Raw genomic sequence first — 17,380 nt, 5'->3', positions numbered from 1 at the left:
TTGGCTATAGTGCGCGCTCTTTCGAAAGGCAGGGACACAAGCGGATGAGCGACGTGAAAGTGGGGATCATCATGGGCAGTCAATCGGACTGGCCTACGATGAAAGAAGCCGCAGACATTCTGGATGAATTGGGCGTGGCGTATGAAAAGCGCATTGTCTCAGCACACCGGACGCCTGACCGCCTTTGGGACTATGGGAAGACCGCCGTGTCGCGTGGCCTGCAGGTAATTATTGCTGGTGCGGGCGGAGCTGCACATTTGCCGGGCATGATGGCCTCGAAAACGCGGGTCCCGGTAATTGGGGTGCCTGTCCAGACGCGGGCATTGTCCGGGGTCGATTCGCTTTATTCCATCGTGCAGATGCCCAAAGGGTTTCCCGTGGCGACCATGGCCATCGGGTCGGCAGGTGGCGCCAATGCCGGGCTTATGGCCGCTGGCATACTGGCGCTGCAGGACGATGCTCTGGCCGCACGGTTGGACACGTGGCGCGATGCGCTCTCGGCCTCGATCCCGCAGGAGCCTGTCGATGACTGAGATGCTGCAGCCCGGCGCAACGATCGGTATTCTTGGCGGCGGCCAATTGGGACGGATGCTGTCGGTTGCAGCGGCCCGTTTGGGATTTCTGACCCACATCTATGAGCCCGGCGCAAACCCTCCGGCCGGTCATGTGGCCGACCGGGTGACGACGGCAGCATATGAGGACGCCGACGCTTTGAAAGCCTTCGCCGAGTCGGTTGATGTCATCACCTACGAGTTCGAAAACATCCCGACCGAGGCGCTGGACATTTTGGAAACCCACCGCCCCATTCGCCCCGGCCGCGAGGCGCTGCGCGTCAGCCAGGACCGCCTGACCGAAAAGACATTTCTGCAAGGGCTCGGCCTGCAAACCGCACCTTTTGCCGACATTAGCGATCTGGACAGCCTGACAGCCGCGATTGAACAAATCGGAACGCCTGCGATCTTGAAAACCCGTCGTTTTGGTTATGACGGCAAGGGACAGGCCCGACTACGCACCCCCGAAGATGCCGAAACCGCTTTGGCAGACATGGCCGGCGCGCCTGCAATTCTTGAAGGGTTCGTCGATTTCAGTCACGAAATCTCGATCATTGCGGCCCGCGGGCTGGATGGTCAGGTGGCCTGTTTCGACCCCGGCGAAAATGTGCATCGCGACGGCATCCTGCACACCACAACGGTCCCGGCACGTCTGCGCCCCGCACAGCGTACGGATGCGGTTTTGCTGGCGGCCAATATCCTGAACGCTCTGGACTATGTGGGCGTGATGGGGGTCGAGCTGTTTGTAACGCCCGGCGGCCTGATCGTGAACGAGATCGCGCCACGTGTACATAACTCGGGCCATTGGACGCAGAACGGCTGTGCCGTCGACCAGTTCGAGCAGCATATTCGCGCCGTGGCCGGATGGCCCTTGGGCGACGAGCAGCGCCACTCGGATGTGGTGATGGAAAACCTGATCGGTGCCGACATGAACCGCGTGCCGGAACTGGCGCAAGAGCGTAACGTGGCGCTACATCTCTATGGAAAGGCCGAGGTTAAGGCAGGTCGGAAGATGGGGCATTTCAACCGTATCATGCGCTAAGAAATCGCGCTGGCGCGCGATGCCCCCGGCGGGGATATTTTTAGCCAGATGAAGCGCGCGGATCAGGCTAGGAACCGGGCCGCGATATCACCAGCCATGTAGCTGATCCGACCCGCTGCCATTGTGGCGGCAACCCGGTGTGTCTTTGCGTCTAGAATGACCAAATCAGCACGTTGGCCTGGCGCCAGCGTGCCACGATCCTGTAATCCCAGAACCTGCGCCGGACCGGAGGATACAAGCGTCCAGGCACCGGCAAAATCCAGCAGACCGCTTTTGGCCAGCATCAAAGCGGCACGGCGTGGGCTGGGGTAATGGTAATCCGAGGCCAGAGCGTCGCACAGCCCCATGGCTATCAGGTCCAGCGCGCTGGCATTGCCTTTATGCGATCCGCCACGCACTACATTCGGGGATCCTAGAATAACGCGATCGCCGGCAGCGCGGGCGGCTTCGGCGGCCTCAAGCGTTTCGGGAAACTCAGAAATGCGCGCGCCCCGATTTCGCCAGTCGGCCCGGGTTGTCGAGGTCGCGTCATCGTGACTGCCCATGCGCACCCCCTGCCCCTCCAGCGTCGCGCAGAGATCATCCAGCGCCTGAGGCACCTCGGAGCTGCGAGCGTGCATGGATAGCAACATCTCAAAGTGTTTGTCTGGGTTGCGCCCAGCCTTCAGCGCCTGTCCAGTCAGGCGCGGCGGTTTGCGCCCTTCTACCAAGCGGTCATGCGGCAAGTGGTCGTTAAAGACGACATAGGGCACTTGCCACGCTGCGATACGTTCGGGCAAGCCCTTGTAATCGTCCAGCATATGCGTCTCAAACCGCAGTTGTGGCAGCAAGTCCGTTACGACCTGGCCTTTCACCGACGCGATTGCATCAAACACCTGCCCCGCAAATTCAGGGCCGCGCACGCCGCCTTCCCAACTATAGAACTGCGCCAAGACAGCGGTCGTGATCCCGTTGGCGGCAAGCTCGGCTTCGACCGACAGGATACCCTCATCCATCTGTTTCATCGCCCCCCGGCGCGGCGCGATGTGACGTTCGAATCCGTCACCGTGCAGGTCTATGATTCCGGGCAGCAACAGATACCCCGACAGGTCGATGGATCGTCCTGTACAGTCAGGTTGAATGACACCCTCGGCCAATGACAGGTTGGAAATGGTCAGTCCGACGTCCGGCAACAGAACCTTTGCGCCAGTCAGCGTCAGGTTCAGAGCGGTCACTGCGAGGGCTCCGAGACAGGTTCAGAGCAATCCTGCCCAATGCAGATTTCATCAATGATATCCTGCACCCCGTCCAGCCAGGTGATTTCCGGATCAAACTGGCCAAACTCGATAAAATGCAGCGCCTGAGCCATGACGCGGGGGTTATTCATCATGAAGGTGTGGGTCACGGGCAAGACGATATGATCTTTCATCCCGTCGACCTTGGTGGTTTCGACAGAAACCTTGCCGTCATCCTTGCCGTCGATCATTGAGGAAAACAAAGGGTTCAGAGAATTTTCGCCAGCAATTACCCCCAACTCAAAATCAACCGGCGGTAACCGGGCCGGGATCCCTTCTGGACCCCTTCCCAGCGCCAGACCCGCAGGCCCGTGCAGCATCCCGAACACCTCATACGCGCCCAACTCGTCCACCAGTTGGCTTCCCTGATTGGGCGGTCCCAGCATGACCACGCGGCCCAGATTCTCAGGCTGGTTACCCTGCAGCCAATACCGCAAAAGGATCCCCCCCATCGAATGGGCCACAACGTTGACTGTGTCGCCGCCGCAGGCGGCAAACGCCTCGGGCAGAGTTTGGTCGGCCAGTTCGGGGATCGGCAAATCCGTTGAAGGGTAACCGGGCCGCACGACCGTATAGCCATGCGCCTTGAACAACTGCTCCATCACGGTAAAGGACGCCTCGGTACGCGCAAGCCCATGCAACAGCACAACGCATTTTGCCTGCGCCACGGCAGGAAAAAGAAGTAGAGCAAGGGCAAACAGGTATCTCATAGCGGCCAGATAAGCCCAAACAGGGCGCATTAAAACCCCTAGCGCGGCTTCAACTTAAGGACCGCCAGCGCAATGCCACCCAACACCAGTGTCGCACCAAGTATTAAGCGCACCGAAGCTGTCTCGCCCAACAAGATGACGCCGCCTACAATCGCGATGATCGGAACGCTCAACTGGACCACCGCTGCAGTGGTCGGTGCCAACTGCGGCAGGACACGATACCAAAGCGCATAGCCCATTCCAGACGTAACACCCCCAGAGAGGGCGGCCAGCAGGTAACCGTTAGCAGTCATGTGCCAATCGGTGCTGCCGGACCACAAGGCCAATGCGGTGACCGGCAACGCGACAACAAAGTTGGCCGCTGTGCCGGCCAATGCGTCCGGCTCGGATCGGCCAACCAATGAGTAGATGGCCCAGCCCACCCCAGCAGCAGTCATCAGGGCGGCTCCGACTGGGTCCACGCGCAGTTCACCAGACGGCCATAGCACCCAAGCTAGCCCGCCAAGCGCAATCGCGGCCCCGGCAATCTGGCGGGTGCCCGGAGTTGTTCCGGTCACCGATGTCACTGCAAACATGGTGATTTGGACCACCCCAAACAGGATCAACGCGCCCAGTCCCGCGTCCAGTGTCAGGTAGGCAATCGAAAAGCCGATCATATACAAAGACAGGGAACCCGCCCCGGCGATCCGACGCGTGTTTCGCAGCGGCAAATGCCCACCTCTGAGAAAAACCAGCACCGCCAGCACCACAGCCCCTGCCAGAACGCGCATAACGGCAAAACCGGCGGGATCAGCGGCACCGCTTTCAATGGCCAACCGATTAAGAATCGAATTCGCCGCAAAAGCGCACATGGTCAGGGCAGAGAGCAAAAACAGTCGCATACCCATCGCATAGCGGGTTCCACGCCGTTTGCACACTCACTTTCCCGCAACCAAAACCCCAATCTTCTTCTGTTCAAAAATACTTCCGCCGGAGGCATGACCGCGCAGCGGGCATTTCAAACGAAACGGGGCCGCCCGAAGGCGACCCCATCCATAAGCACTAAGGCTTAGACAGCTTACATCATGCCGCCCATGCCGCCCATGTCGGGCATGCCGCCGGCAGGTGCCGCGCCTTCTTTGGCAGGACGGTCTGCAACCATCGCTTCGGTGGTGACCAGCAGGCCAGCAACCGATGCCGCGTCTTCCAGAGCGGTACGAACTACTTTGGCAGGGTCGATCACGCCGAACGAGAACATGTCGCCATATTCTTCGGTCTGCGCGTTGAAACCGAATGCCACGTCGCCGGATTCGCGGACTTTGCCCGCAACAACCGCACCGTCAACACCTGCGTTTTCGGCGATCTGGCGCAGCGGCGCTTCAATTGCCTTACGAACGATGTTGATGCCTGCATTCTGGTCAGCGTTTGCACCTTCCAGAGTTTCCAGCGCTTTACCGGCCTGAACCAGGGCAACACCGCCGCCCACAACAACGCCTTCTTGAACAGCAGCACGCGTTGCGTTCAGAGCATCGTCCACACGGTCTTTACGCTCTTTCACTTCCACTTCGGTCATGCCACCGACGCGGATAACAGCAACACCGCCTGCCAGTTTGGCAACGCGCTCTTGCAGCTTCTCACGGTCGTAGTCCGACGAAGTTTCTTCGATCTGAGTGCGGATCTGAGCAACACGTGCTTCGATCTCGGCTTTCTCGCCAGCACCGTCGACGATGGTGGTTTCGTCTTTGGTGATTTCGATTTTCTTGGCGGTGCCCAGCATGTCCATGGTGACGGACTCGAGCTTCATGCCCAGATCTTCGCTGATGACCTGACCGCCGGTCAGGATTGCGATGTCCTGCAGCATGGCTTTGCGGCGATCGCCGAAGCCCGGTGCTTTGACAGCAGCAATTTTCAGGCCGCCGCGCAGTTTGTTGACAACCAGAGTTGCCAGCGCTTCGCCTTCAACGTCTTCAGCGATGATCAGCAGCGGTTTTTGCGACTGGATCACCTGCTCGAGCAGCGGAACCATCGGCTGCAGCGAAGACAGTTTCTTTTCGTGCAGCAGGATCATGCAGTCATCCAGATCTGCAATCATCTTGTCTGCGTTGGTGACGAAGTAAGGCGACAGGTAACCACGGTCGAACTGCATACCTTCGACAACATCGGTCTCGGTTTCCAGACCTTTGTTTTCTTCGACGGTGATAACGCCTTCGTTGCCGACCTTCTGCATCGCGTCTGCGATTTGCTGGCCGATTTCGGCTTCGCCGTTGGCCGAGATGGTGCCAACCTGAGCAACTTCTGCCGAGTCTTTGACTTCACGCGACGCGTCTTTGATGCCTGCAACGACTTTGGCAGTTGCCAGGTCGATGCCGCGCTTCAGGTCCATCGGGTTCAGACCAGCAGCAACCTGCTTCAGACCTTCGCGAACGATGGCTTGGGCCAGAACGGTTGCAGTGGTGGTGCCGTCACCGGCTTCGTCATTGGTGCGGCTGGCGACTTCTTTCACCATCTGCGCGCCCATGTTTTCGAACTTGTCTTCCAGTTCGATTTCCTTGGCAACCGAGACACCGTCTTTGGTGATGCGCGGCGCGCCGAAGGATTTGTCCAGAACCACGTTGCGGCCTTTGGGGCCCAGGGTCACTTTAACAGCATCGGCCAGGATGTTCACACCTGCCAGCATGCGGTTACGGGCATCGGTGTCGAACTTGACGTCCTTTGCAGCCATGTCGTTTCTCCTTGAGAAATAAGTTGGGAATGAAGATCAGAGAAAGCGCGCGGCTTACTCGATGATCCCCATGATGTCGCTTTCTTTCATCATCAGCAGCTCTTCGCCATCGACCTGAACCTCGGTGCCCGACCATTTGCCGAACAGGATCTTGTCGCCAGCTTTTACAGCCATTGCGATCAGCTCGCCGCTGTCCTTGCGTGCGCCTTCGCCGGTCGCGACGACTTCGCCTTCGCTGGGCTTTTCTTTTGCGCTGTCAGGAATGATCAGGCCGCCTGCAGTTTTCTCTTCGCTTTCGGTACGGCGAACCAGCACACGGTCATGAAGCGGTTTCAATGCCATCTTTGCAGCTCCTTGGGCTCAAAGTTGTTAATCCTCCCCTCGCCGGATGGCGGGGCGTTAGCACTCAGGGTATGCGAGTGATAACGACGCATAGCTAGGGAGTTCAAATCCCCGAGTCAACAAGCCGTGAAGGTTTTTTTGACGTGGGGTCCTATTCCGGCTGCTCCCAACTGTAAGCCCAGTGCTTCAGCCCTTCCTGCCCGGCTTCGGTCAGGCAATAGACGCCCTTTTCTACTTTGTCGAACCAGCCATAGTGATTGTCACGCATCAGGCGGGTGGCTTCAGAAACACCGGTGGCCTTGGCGACCTCGCCCCCCTTGGTGGCACCCTGTTCGGCAAGATGGGCAGCACATCTCAAAGCATCCTGACGGTAGGCAGTAACGATCCCATGCCGAGTGGCGCCCCCGGCGTTAGGGTCGCCTTCCAACCGATCAAATTCGCGCAACAACCGAGCAGCCTTGGCTTTGTTTTTGCGCGGAGCATAAGGGCCGGGGTCGCACTGAACCTCGACTGCACCATCCGCGCGGACAGTGATCAGGCCCAACCCCAAACGCCGGCACAGCGCAACATTGTCCTTCAAAGCACGTCGTGCTGTGCGCCCTGTCGGTTTGCTTACCCCGATATAGACCTGATCCGTTACTTTCAGCCGGGTGATGGCCTGATGGAACAACGCCAATGAAAAGCGCAGCTTCAACTCGACTATCACCGGCTCCTCGCTCTCACGAACGGCTACGATATCAGCCGCGCCAATCTCGCCTTTGACGGTGTAGCCCTGACGCTCTAACAGCGTTTTGATGGGGGGATAGAGGTCCTGCTCGCGGTTCATCCTGCCATGCTAGGCGTTTTGCTGTGGAATGCCAGACACAGATCAGCCTTACCCGCATCCAAGTCGCTTGAACCGACACCTTGAGCAGGGCAAGGTCTCGACACATATAAGTACTTGGTTTAACGGGATGGTGCCGATGCGATTTCTTTTTGTCTTCCTCTTTTCGCTTTTGCCGCTGGCGGTTCATGCCGCCTGCGAAGGGCGGGATCTAAGGCCCGATATTTCGGCTGAGATGCAAGAGGAACTGCAGCAAGCCTTGAAAGATTTCCCATTTCCCGAAGGCAATCACTGGACGGCCACAAAGGGTGACACGGTTCTGCACCTGATTGGTACTGTGCACACCAACGATCCGCGTATGGATGCTGTGATTGAAAGACTGGCCCCGACGCTCAGCCAAGCCGACGCGTTCTATTTCGAGGTGACAAAATCCGAAATGGACGCCTTCGAAAAGCAACTGGCGCAGGACCTCAGCCCGGTTCTGATCACGTCAGGACCCACTTTGATCGACATGGTGTCAGAAGAAGACTGGGCCGCGCTATCCAAGGGGCTGGCCGATCGCGGCATTCCCGGCTGGATGGGTGCGAAAATGCGCCCATGGTTCCTGAGCATGACCCTTGGCATCCCACCTTGCATGATTCAAGACCCGGAAGCCAATCACGGGATGGATGCACGCCTGACAGATCTGGCAGCCGAGCATAACATCCCGCAGCTCTCGCTTGAACGCATCGAAGACCTGATGGCGATGTTCGATGAATTCCCCATGGAACAGCAGGTGCAATCTTTGGTGCGCATGGCGGACGCGTTTGAGAGCAGCGAGGACCAGTTGACCACCATGCTGAATGCCTATCTGGAAGAAAAACACGGCGAGATCATCCAGTTCGCCCGCCTTCAGGGGCTCGAATCTTCGGGTCTTTCAGAAGAAATCTTTGACGAGGAATGGGGCGGTTTCGAACAGCAGCTTCTGGTCGAACGCAACAACAACTGGATGCAGCATATTTTGGGGATTCAGGATCAGATGGCCGTGATCGCAGTCGGTGCTGGTCATCTGGGTGGAGAGCACGGTTTGCTTAACCAACTTGAGCAGGCCGGATACACACTGGAACGTGCCGCATTCTGAGGCAAAGATCACCCTTCGTCGCAGTTTACGCGAGGGCGGGTGACAAGCCCGCAGGACCGCCCTATAAGGCGCGCAAAATGACCATCCTCAGGATCCTGACATGACAACCCTCGTATTTGGACACAAATCCCCCGACACCGATTCCACCGGCTCTCCGATCCTGTGGTCGTGGTACCTGAACGAAGTGAAAGGCGAACAGGCCGAGCCCGTTCTGCTGGGCGAACCCAACACCGAGGCCGCCTTTATGCTGCAACGCTGGGACCTGCCCAAGCCGCGCATCATCGCGGACGTGGACGCAGACGCGCCTGTTGTCATCGTTGACACCAACAACCCTGCCGAGCTGCCCGCCAGCGTCAACAGCGCCGATATCCGCGCCATCATCGACCACCACAAGCTGGTCGGCGGTCTGGAAACCAAAGGCCCCATCGACATCACCGTGCGCCCGCTGGCCTGCACCGCGACCATCATGGTTGACCTGATGGGTGACGACGCTGCCAAAATGCCCGACGCCGTAAAAGGCGCGGCGCTGACCTGCATCCTGTCGGATACGTTGGAGTTCCGCTCGCCCACCACCACCGCGCATGACCGCGCCGTGGCCGAGAAACTGGCGGCTGAGCTGGGTCTGGACGTTTCGGCCTATGCCGCTGACATGTTCGCAGCGAAGTCGGACGTGTCTTCGTTCTCGGACGCTGAACTGATCCGCATGGACAGCAAGGAATATGAGGTAGACGGCACCAAGTTTCGCGTCTCGGTTCTGGAAACCACCGCTCCGGGCGTTGTGCTGGATCGTAAAGACAGCCTGGCCGCGTCGATGGTTGATGTTGCCAAGGAAGACGGCGTCGATCAGGTTCTGCTATTCGTGGTCGACATCCTGAACGAAGAGGCCACCCTGCTGGTCCCCAACGATCTGGTCAAATCCGTCGCCGAGAAAAGCTTTGGCGCAAGCGTCGATGGCGACGCGGTCGTTCTGCCCGGCATCATGAGCCGCAAAAAACAGATCATCCCGAACCTCAAGGTCTGATCTGCCAACCCTGCGATTGAAAAGGCGCTCCCCTTAGGGCGCCTTTATTGTTTGCGCCTAAAGATTTGCGAGATCCGTTTCCATTGGTAATCTGTGCCAAGATACCTTGGGAACACGGGCCAAACCAATCACATGAGCATGCTCAGCTATAGCACGACGCGGGATATCCTGCGGTTTGAAGGCAAGGACCAAGCTGCTTATTGGCGGCGCTTTGCCATGCTGCTGACCTTGTCGGTGATCATCGCCACAATGGGTATGCTGCGCAATTCCGGCGCAGTTGTAATCGCTGCAATGCTGGTTGCCCCCCTGATGACGCCGATCCTCGGAATCGCCTCAGCCATGGTCATGGGGTGGCTAAAGCGGGCGCTGTTTCTGGCCTTGACCGTCTGTACCGCAGCATTCCTGAGCGTTCTGCTGGCATGGTTCCTGGTCTACGTCGCGGACGTACCTCGGGGCATATTGATCCCCGATCAGGTGCTGGCGCGCACTGACCCGGGCACCGAAGACCTGATCGTCGCGCTGGCCGCTGGCGTGGCGGCAGCATATGTGCAGATCAACAGGTCAGAGGCCAGCTTGCTGCCCGGTGCCGCGATTGGTGTGTCGCTTGTGCCACCGCTATCGGCTTCGGGTGTATTGTTGTATTTCGGCGAGCCCGCTGACGCCTATGAAGCCGGGTTGCTGTTTGCGACGAACCTTGGGGCAATTATCCTGTCCGCCTGCGCTGTCTATATAGTCTATGCCGCGCGGTCGGTGATGTTCAGCAAGGGCAAACGCAAACTCAGCTTTACAGCCAGCGTTTTCGTTACCCTTGCGTTTCTGGCTGTCGTGGTCCTGCAATTGGGGAAATCCACGTATAACCGGTACCTTGAAACCAGAACCGAGGCTCGCGTCGCTCAGGCGATCCGCGATTGGGCTGACCCGGTTTCGGTCGAGATCATCCGCATCGACGTCAGCGCCAAGCGCAAACACGCAGACCTGTGGCTGATCGTCGACCTGCCCATCGAAGCAGCCTTCAAGGTGTCCTCGATCGCGGGGCTACTGCCTGACAGCCTACGAGAAACTCCGCTAGTGGACGTATTGGAGGATGAGCTGGGCCCTGGCTACCTGATTGTCGTAAGGTTCCAGAACAGAATTGGTGCGCAACTCATACTGGGGACCGAGAATGTCCAGCAGGCCCCGGACGTGGACAAGCTGTCAGAAGAAAACTGATAAGCACCCACACAAACGTCAGGAAATTGCATTGCGGGATGGTCAAAGCGCATCAGCTTTGCCATAGCTGACGCAAATGCGATATCTGTGCCCGGGGGCGATCAAATGACCCAGATCATTCATACACTTTCTGACATTTCTGACCGATACAAAGCCCTGTTCGTGGACCTGTGGGGCTGCGTCCATAACGGCATCACCGCCTACCCCGAGGCAGTCGCGGCTTTGCAGGACTACCGCGCCAAGGGTGGAGTTGTTGTTTTGGTCACCAACTCCCCTAAACCCCGCGCGGGGGTGGCAGAGCAACTCGTGCAGTTCAACGTCCCCGAAGACGCCTATGATACAATTGCCAGCAGCGGCGATTCTGCCCGTTCAGCCATGTTCCGGGGCGCTGTCGGTGAGAAAGTTTACTTTATGGGGGAATGGGAGCGAGATGCAGGTTTTTTCGAGCCGCTGAAGCTTTTGCATCATCCCATCCAGATTGAGCGGGTTCCCCTGAGCGAAGCCCAAGGGATCGTCTGTTGCGGTCCATTCGACCCAATGGCGGACCCGTCCGTGAACCGCGCAGATTTCCTTTATGCCAAGCAAAAGGGCATGAAGTTGCTTTGCGCCAACCCAGACATTGTTGTTGATCGCGGTGAGGTACGAGAATGGTGCGCCGGCGCTTTGGCCAAGCTTTATACGGATATGGGGGGCGAAAGCCTGTATTTCGGCAAACCGCACCCGCCAATCTATGATCTGGCACGTCGCAGGTTACAAGAACTGGGTCACGACTTCCCTGATGGCGATCTTTTGGTGATCGGTGACGGGCCACATACTGACATTCTGGGCGGAATGGGCGAAGGGATTGATTCTCTGTTCATCTCGGGCGGGCTGGCCGCCGCTGAAACCAAAACGTCGCACCATCCCCACCATGAATCTCTAACCGATTATATTGCAAGGGAAAACATCAATCCAACCTACACAATCGGCCGATTGCGCTGATCAGAAAGGGCTTGATTTTCTGCGCTTGCGAAGTAATAAAGTTGCCCAATATGGGCGACTTTGGTTTTTTTGTTGCCCAATCGAATCGAGTGAGGGCGACATGTTGGACAATCTTCCACGCGGCACGATCTGTATTGAAGACATCGAAATGGGCATGACCCGTCACCTGCGCAAAGTGGTGACAGACGAAGATATCGAGATGTTCGCGCAGGTTTCAACCGACCGGAACCCGGTGCATCTGGATGACGACTACGCCCGCGACACGATTTTCGAAGGCCGCATCGCCCATGGCATGCTGACAGCGGGATTGATCTCGGCCGTGATTGGCGAGCAATTGCCCGGCCATGGCACCGTTTACATGGGGCAGTCGCTGAAGTTCCTTGCGCCCGTCCGTCCCGGCGACATGGTTTATGCCGAAGTCAAAGTGATCGACATCGACTTTGCCAAGCGTCGGGTCAAGCTAGATTGCCACTGCGCGGTTGACGGCAAAAAGGTGGTTGTTGGCGAAGCCATGGTATTGGCACCGTCGCGCAAGTTCGACTGACCTCTCAACCTCTTGAACACCGGCTGTAGTCCCGTTAGGCAGTCGCTATGCGCATCATCCGGGATTTTCAGTTTGTCGAGCCTCAAGACCGTGGCGCCAGCGTAGCCATCGGCAATTTTGACGGCGTTCACATCGGTCACCAGTCGGTTATTGAACTGGCGCGGAACGCCGCGCCAGATGCATCGCTTGGCGTGATGACATTTGAACCGCATCCCCGCGAATACTTCGCCCCGGATTCTCCGCCCTTTCGCCTGATGCGAGGCAATGCACGTGCGCACCGGTTGCAGAAACTGGGCGTGGAGAAATTGTACGAACTCCCCTTCAACGCTGCGCTGGCCGGGCTAACGCCCGAGCAGTTCGCGCGCTCGGTGATTTGTGAGGGGCTTGGGCTATCGCATGTGGTTGTTGGGTCGGATTTCTGTTTCGGCAAGGGCCGAAGCGGGACGGCAGAAGATCTGGTGCGTTTTGGAAATGAGATGGGGTTTGGTGTGACAATCGCGCCGTTAATGGAGCGGTCCGAAAACGTCGTTTCCTCGACCGCGATCCGCACCGCGTTGACCGAAGGCAGACCGCGTGATGCCGCCACGATGCTTGGCCACTGGCACCGGATTGAGGGCAAGGTGATCGGTGGCGAACAGCGCGGGCGTGAACTGGGCTATCCCACCGCCAACATGTCGATTGAGGGGCTGCATCCTCCGAAATTTGGGGTTTACGCCGTGCTGGTCGATGTTCTGGATGGCCCGCATCAGGGCAGCTATCACGGAGCAGCCTCGGTGGGCACGCGCCCGATGTTCAACGGTGAAGTCCCGAATATCGAGACATTCTTGTTCGATTTCTCGGGCGATCTTTATGGTGCCACTCTCTCGGTTGGCTTGGTCGAATACCTGCGCCCCGAGATGACCTTTGACGGACTGGAAGGGCTGATCACCCAGATGGATACCGATTGCGACACGGCCCGCACGCTGCTGGCGGCGCTATGACCACCGACCCGATTGACCGCAATGGTCTGGCCACCCGGTTCTGGGAACGCAAACCGCTGACCAAGATGAACCAGCGCGAGTGGGAGGCGCTGTGTGATGGTTGCGGCAAGTGCTGTCTGAACAAGCTGGAAGACGAAGACACAGGCGAGGTCGCCCTGACCTGCGTCGCTTGCCGCCTGCTGGACGATGAGACCTGCCGCTGCACGCAATATGACATCCGCCACCAATTCGTGCCGGAATGCATCGTTATGAAGCCCGACAATATCGACAGCCATGCCTATTGGCTGCCCCAGACTTGTGCCTATCGGCTGCTGTGGGAGGGTAAGCCCCTTTACGACTGGCACCCTTTGATATCTGGTATGCCCGACAGCGTACATTCCGCCGGGATCTCGGTTCAGGGGCGCACGGTGTCCGAGTTCGAAACCCCCATGGAAGAGTGGGAAGATTATATCATCGAGGAGCCTAGCTGATGTATTTCGCCTCTGACAATTCCGGGCCGGTGCACCCGCAGGTCATGGTCGCCTTAAACGCGGCCAACGAAGGCTATCAGATGGCGTATGGCGCCGACACGCTTATGAACGAGGTGCGCGATCGTATTCGCGGCATCTTTGAAGCTCCGGGGGCGGCGGTCTATCTGGTGGCAACCGGCACAGCGGCGAACTCGCTAGCACTGGCAACGCTTTCCAACCCTTGGGATACCGTATTCTGTTCTCCGGTTGCGCATATCCACGAAGATGAGTGCAACGCGCCCGAATTCTACTCTGGCGCAAAACTGACGCTTGTCCCAGGCAGCGACAAGATGGACCCCGACGCGTTGCGTGGCGCAATTCTGGCAGAGGAAACCCGCGGCGTACACGGCCCCCAACGTGGACCGGTGTCCATCACACAAGTGACCGAGCGCGGGTCGGTGTATTCGTTGGGTGAATTGCAGGCATTGTGCGGCGTGGCAAAAGAATACGGCCTGCCCGTGCACCTTGACGGCGCGCGCTTCACCAACGCTCTGGTCGCGCTGAACTGTTCCCCAGCTGAGATGACATGGAAATCAGGGGTGGATGTCGTCAGTTTTGGCGGCACCAAAAATGGCCTGATGGGCGTTGAAGCCGTTGTATTCTTTGACGAAACAAAGGCTTGGGAATTTGAACTACGGCGCAAACGCGGAGCGCACCTGTTTTCCAAGCACCGTTACCTATCGGCGCAAATGGCGGCTTACCTTCAGGACGATCTGTGGCTGACAATGGCGCGTCAGGCCAACGCCAACTGCGCACGGTTTGCGGACGGGCTGCGCGCGAAAGGGGCCTCGTTTCTGCACGAACCGCAAGCCAACATGATCTTCGCCGAATTTTCGCGCGCGCGTCACAGGCAGTTGCACGATGCTGGCGCGGTCTATCACCTGTGGGGCGCGGACCTTGATGGAGCAGACGAGGAAGAACCCCTCGCCTGCAGGCTCGTTTGCGACTGGTCAATAAGTTCGGATGATATCGACCGCTTTCTCGCTTTGCTCTGAAAACTCTCAGAGCAAACGCCAGCTTATTCAGATGACCCGGTGGTTTTCCAGAAATTCTGCACAAGCTTTGCGGTAGCTGCGGGATGGGAAATCGGCAGCATGTGCCCGGCTCCTTCGACGACATCGTAAGACGCGTTGGGCAGACGGTTCTGTAACCCCTGACCGATCACTGGCATGACGGGGTTCGATTTTGTGCCACTCAGAATCAAAATGGGCACGGTTGCACGATCCAGAACACCAGGCTTCAAAAAGCCCTTTTGGTCGTCAAACACCGCCTCTTTCACGGCAGGCACAACGGGCACGCCCCGTATCATCGCAGCGCGGGTCTTTTCCTGCATTTCTGTCCATCGTGGGCTGACATCCGCGCTCCACATCCTGTTGAACAGACGAGCGGCCAACTGCATATCCCCAGCGGCCAAGGCATCGGCATAGGGCTGCGCCTCTCGATCGTGGCGTGCAAGAACGTCAGGCGCATCCTGCGCTGCCACGGCAAAGAAAACCGGTTCTATCAACACGGCACTGCGGACGCGGTCCGGGTATTCCAGGGCAAGCCGCAGCGCGACCATCGCACCGAAGGAATGGCCAATTACATCCATCGGCTCGTCCAACAGATCGGCAGCGAAACCGGCCGTGAGATCAAAGAAATCCCCCTGCCCGTCCCAATCCGGGCTGTACCCATGCGAAAGCATGTCCGGAGCGGTCAAAGTGGCCTGGTCACCCAGCGCTGAAGCCAGACCGGCCCACACGCCAGAATGCGCGATTGTGCAATGAAGGGCGAGCACTTTGCGCGCGCCCTGTCCAAGTGTTCTGACGAAAACTGGGGACGTGCTTTCTGCGTCCTTCACCCCTTCATCTCCGACAGGTGCCGATCCAGATCGTCCAGTCGATCCTGCCCCCAGAACCGTTGGCCGTCTTCAGTTATATAAAACGGGGCACCAAACACACCGCGGTCGACGGCTTCTTCCAGATTCGCGGAATAGGTCTCGGCCCCAACCAGCAGGCCGCTGTCGGCTAGCCCCGGATCAAACCCGGCTTGCGTCAGGCAATCGCGGATCACATCATCCTGCGCGATGTCTTTTTCCTCGGCCCAGCACGCGCGAACGAAGGAATGAACCAGCTTTCCAATATCCCCTGATCCATCCTTGATTGCAGCGATTACCGCATAGGACGATGGCGCGGCGTTGGTTGGCCAATGTGCGGGTTGCAGGTTGAAGTCCATACCCAGGTTTTTAGCCGTTCGTTGCAGATCCTGCGCCCGGTACTCGATGCGCGAGATATGCCGATCCTTTGGGGGTGTTCCCCCCGTGCGGCCGAAAAGGGCCATAATATCCAGCGGTTTGTAGTTGATTGTCGCGCCGTGTTTCGCCGCCACCTCTTCCAGCCGGGTTCCAGCCAGATAGGTAAAGGGCGAGAGTGTCGCAAAATAGTAGTCAATGGTGGCCATGTTCACTTTCTCCGCTGCGTTATCTTTGCGAGACGGTAAGGCCATGATAAGCGGTGTCAACATCACGAATCTGTCACATTGCTATTGCTGCCCGGGGAAAAACAGCCGATGCCGACACTCAACGAACCCAAGCTGATTGCTGGGAACGCCAACCTTCCTCTTGCCGAAACCATCTCGCGACGCATGAGCCTGTATCGCGGCGTCGATCAGGGTTTGGTCGATGCGCGCGTCGAACGGTTCAACGACGGCGAGATTTTCGTCGAAGTTTTCGAAAACGTTCGGGGCGAGGACATGTTCATCGTCCAGCCAACCTCGAACCCGGCAAACGACAACTTGATGGAGCTGCTGATCATCGCCGACGCGCTGCGCCGTTCGTCCGCGCAACGGATCACCGCCGTGATCCCTTATTTCGGCTACGCTCGTCAGGACCGCCGCACCAAAGCCCGCACGCCGATTTCCGCCAAGCTGGTCGCCAATATGCTGACCGGTGCCGGGATCGAACGCGTTTTAACCATGGATCTGCACGCCGCGCAGATTCAGGGGTTCTTTGATATTCCGGTGGACAACCTTTATGCCTCGCCGATCTTTGCGCTGGATGTGAAAAACCAGTTCAAGGACAATCTCGACGAGATCATGGTGGTTTCACCCGACGTGGGCGGCGTTGCACGCGCGCGAGAACTGGCCAAGCGCATCAATGCACCTCTGTCGATCGTGGATAAACGCCGCGAGAAGGCTGGTGAAGTGGCCGAGATGACGGTGATCGGCGACGTGAAAGACAAGATCTGCCTGATCGTAGACGATATGTGCGACACGGCGGGAACGTTGTGTAAGGCGGCGCAGGTGCTGCTGGATAACGGCGCCAAAGAAGTTCATTCCTACATCACACACGGCGTCATGAGCGGCCCCGCAGTCGAGCGCGTTACCAATTCGGTGATGAAATCTCTGGTGCTGACAGACACGATCCAGCCCACCAAAGAGGTCGCCAAGGCCAAGAACATCCGCATCGTGCCGACCGCGCCGATCTTTACACAGGCGATCCTGAACATCTGGAATGGCACAAGCGTGTCGTCCCTGTTCGAGGATAAGACCCTGACCCCGATCTACGAATCCATGTACCATATGGACTGATCTGAA

At 58.2% G+C, this 17,380-nt stretch carries 19 protein-coding genes; 11 read left to right on the top strand and 8 right to left on the bottom strand.

Annotated elements, in window-relative coordinates; all coding sequences use genetic code 11:
- Positions 1–44 precede the first annotated feature (44 nt).
- Together purE and GOV87_RS14035 are read left to right on the top strand one after the other, a co-directional pair.
- Entirely contained in the window at positions 45–533 is a 489-nt protein-coding gene (gene purE, locus GOV87_RS14040) for a 5-(carboxyamino)imidazole ribonucleotide mutase (protein ID WP_171120242.1), read from the top strand.
- Positions 526–1,593 carry a 5-(carboxyamino)imidazole ribonucleotide synthase gene (locus GOV87_RS14035; RefSeq protein WP_171212206.1) on the top strand — a complete coding sequence of 356 codons (1,068 nt, stop codon included), beginning with the start codon at positions 526–528 and terminating at the stop codon, positions 1,591–1,593. The genes purE and GOV87_RS14035 overlap by 8 nt, the downstream gene beginning before the upstream one ends.
- Positions 1,594–1,655: 62 nt before the next feature.
- Here GOV87_RS14035 and GOV87_RS14030 read toward each other — a convergent pair whose 3' ends face one another.
- The 6 genes from GOV87_RS14030 to GOV87_RS14005 form a co-directional block, all read right to left on the bottom strand.
- Positions 1,656–2,807 carry an alpha-D-ribose 1-methylphosphonate 5-triphosphate diphosphatase gene (locus GOV87_RS14030; RefSeq protein ID WP_171212205.1) on the bottom strand — a complete coding sequence of 384 codons (1,152 nt, stop codon included), beginning with the start codon at positions 2,805–2,807 and terminating at the stop codon, positions 1,656–1,658.
- On the bottom strand, positions 2,804–3,577 hold the full coding sequence (locus GOV87_RS14025; RefSeq protein WP_171212307.1) for an alpha/beta fold hydrolase: 774 nt from the start codon (positions 3,575–3,577) through the stop codon (positions 2,804–2,806). The genes GOV87_RS14030 and GOV87_RS14025 overlap by 4 nt, the downstream gene beginning before the upstream one ends.
- Before the next feature lie 38 nt (positions 3,578–3,615).
- A complete protein-coding gene (locus GOV87_RS14020) occupies positions 3,616–4,458 on the bottom strand; it encodes a DMT family transporter (RefSeq protein WP_171212204.1) in 843 nt (280 codons plus the stop codon).
- Positions 4,459–4,634: 176 nt separating this feature from the next.
- Positions 4,635–6,278 carry a chaperonin GroEL gene (gene groL, locus GOV87_RS14015; protein WP_171120235.1) on the bottom strand — a complete coding sequence of 548 codons (1,644 nt, stop codon included), beginning with the start codon at positions 6,276–6,278 and terminating at the stop codon, positions 4,635–4,637.
- Positions 6,279–6,332: 54 nt separating this feature from the next.
- Positions 6,333–6,620 (bottom strand): co-chaperone GroES, encoded by a 288-nt coding sequence (groES, locus tag GOV87_RS14010; RefSeq protein WP_170352338.1) that lies wholly within the window; start codon positions 6,618–6,620, stop codon positions 6,333–6,335.
- Between the two features lie 151 nt (positions 6,621–6,771).
- Positions 6,772–7,446 carry a DUF2161 domain-containing phosphodiesterase gene (locus GOV87_RS14005; RefSeq protein ID WP_171212203.1) on the bottom strand — a complete coding sequence of 225 codons (675 nt, stop codon included), beginning with the start codon at positions 7,444–7,446 and terminating at the stop codon, positions 6,772–6,774.
- Between the two features lie 136 nt (positions 7,447–7,582).
- Here GOV87_RS14005 and GOV87_RS14000 point away from each other — a divergent pair, with 136 nt between their 5' ends.
- From GOV87_RS14000 to GOV87_RS13965, 8 genes are all read left to right on the top strand, one after another.
- Entirely contained in the window at positions 7,583–8,563 is a 981-nt protein-coding gene (locus GOV87_RS14000; protein ID WP_171212202.1) for a TraB/GumN family protein, read from the top strand.
- Between the two features lie 100 nt (positions 8,564–8,663).
- Complete coding sequence (locus GOV87_RS13995; protein WP_171120230.1) at positions 8,664–9,584, top strand: manganese-dependent inorganic pyrophosphatase; 921 nt, start codon at positions 8,664–8,666, stop codon at positions 9,582–9,584.
- 132 nt (positions 9,585–9,716) lie between these two features.
- Complete coding sequence (locus tag GOV87_RS13990; protein ID WP_171212201.1) at positions 9,717–10,793, top strand: DUF389 domain-containing protein; 1,077 nt, start codon at positions 9,717–9,719, stop codon at positions 10,791–10,793.
- Between the two features lie 105 nt (positions 10,794–10,898).
- Entirely contained in the window at positions 10,899–11,774 is an 876-nt protein-coding gene (locus GOV87_RS13985) for an HAD family hydrolase (protein ID WP_171212200.1), read from the top strand.
- A 100-nt stretch (positions 11,775–11,874) separates the two neighbouring features.
- A complete protein-coding gene (locus tag GOV87_RS13980) occupies positions 11,875–12,318 on the top strand; it encodes a MaoC family dehydratase (protein WP_171120225.1) in 444 nt (147 codons plus the stop codon).
- A gap of 47 nt (positions 12,319–12,365) precedes the next feature.
- Positions 12,366–13,298: a bifunctional riboflavin kinase/FAD synthetase gene (locus tag GOV87_RS13975; protein ID WP_171212199.1), complete on the top strand. Its 933-nt coding sequence runs from the start codon at positions 12,366–12,368 to the stop codon at positions 13,296–13,298.
- Entirely contained in the window at positions 13,295–13,768 is a 474-nt protein-coding gene (locus GOV87_RS13970; protein ID WP_171212198.1) for a YcgN family cysteine cluster protein, read from the top strand. The genes GOV87_RS13975 and GOV87_RS13970 overlap by 4 nt, the downstream gene beginning before the upstream one ends.
- Positions 13,768–14,802, top strand: a complete 1,035-nt coding sequence (locus GOV87_RS13965; protein ID WP_171212197.1) for a low specificity L-threonine aldolase — start codon at positions 13,768–13,770, stop codon at positions 14,800–14,802. The genes GOV87_RS13970 and GOV87_RS13965 overlap by 1 nt, the downstream gene beginning before the upstream one ends.
- A 23-nt stretch (positions 14,803–14,825) precedes the next feature.
- On the opposite strand, the gene GOV87_RS13960 is transcribed toward GOV87_RS13965, so the two are convergent.
- Together GOV87_RS13960 and GOV87_RS13955 are read right to left on the bottom strand one after the other, a co-directional pair.
- Entirely contained in the window at positions 14,826–15,647 is an 822-nt protein-coding gene (locus GOV87_RS13960) for an alpha/beta fold hydrolase (RefSeq protein WP_171212196.1), read from the bottom strand.
- Positions 15,644–16,246, bottom strand: coding sequence for a 2-hydroxychromene-2-carboxylate isomerase (locus tag GOV87_RS13955; RefSeq protein ID WP_171212195.1), 603 nt, complete (start codon positions 16,244–16,246; stop codon positions 15,644–15,646). Before GOV87_RS13955 ends, GOV87_RS13960 begins: the two co-directional genes overlap by 4 nt.
- 108 nt (positions 16,247–16,354) lie before the next feature.
- Between GOV87_RS13955 and GOV87_RS13950 the strand changes: the two genes are divergently transcribed.
- On the top strand, positions 16,355–17,374 hold the full coding sequence (locus GOV87_RS13950) for a ribose-phosphate pyrophosphokinase (protein ID WP_171120214.1): 1,020 nt from the start codon (positions 16,355–16,357) through the stop codon (positions 17,372–17,374).
- Positions 17,375–17,380 lie beyond the last annotated feature (6 nt).

This window comes from Ruegeria sp. HKCCA5426 (assembly GCF_013034585.1).
GTDB lineage: Bacteria > Pseudomonadota > Alphaproteobacteria > Rhodobacterales > Rhodobacteraceae > Ruegeria.
Note: the sequence above shows the minus strand (reverse complement) of the source record. Positions and strands in the feature narration are given on the sequence as shown.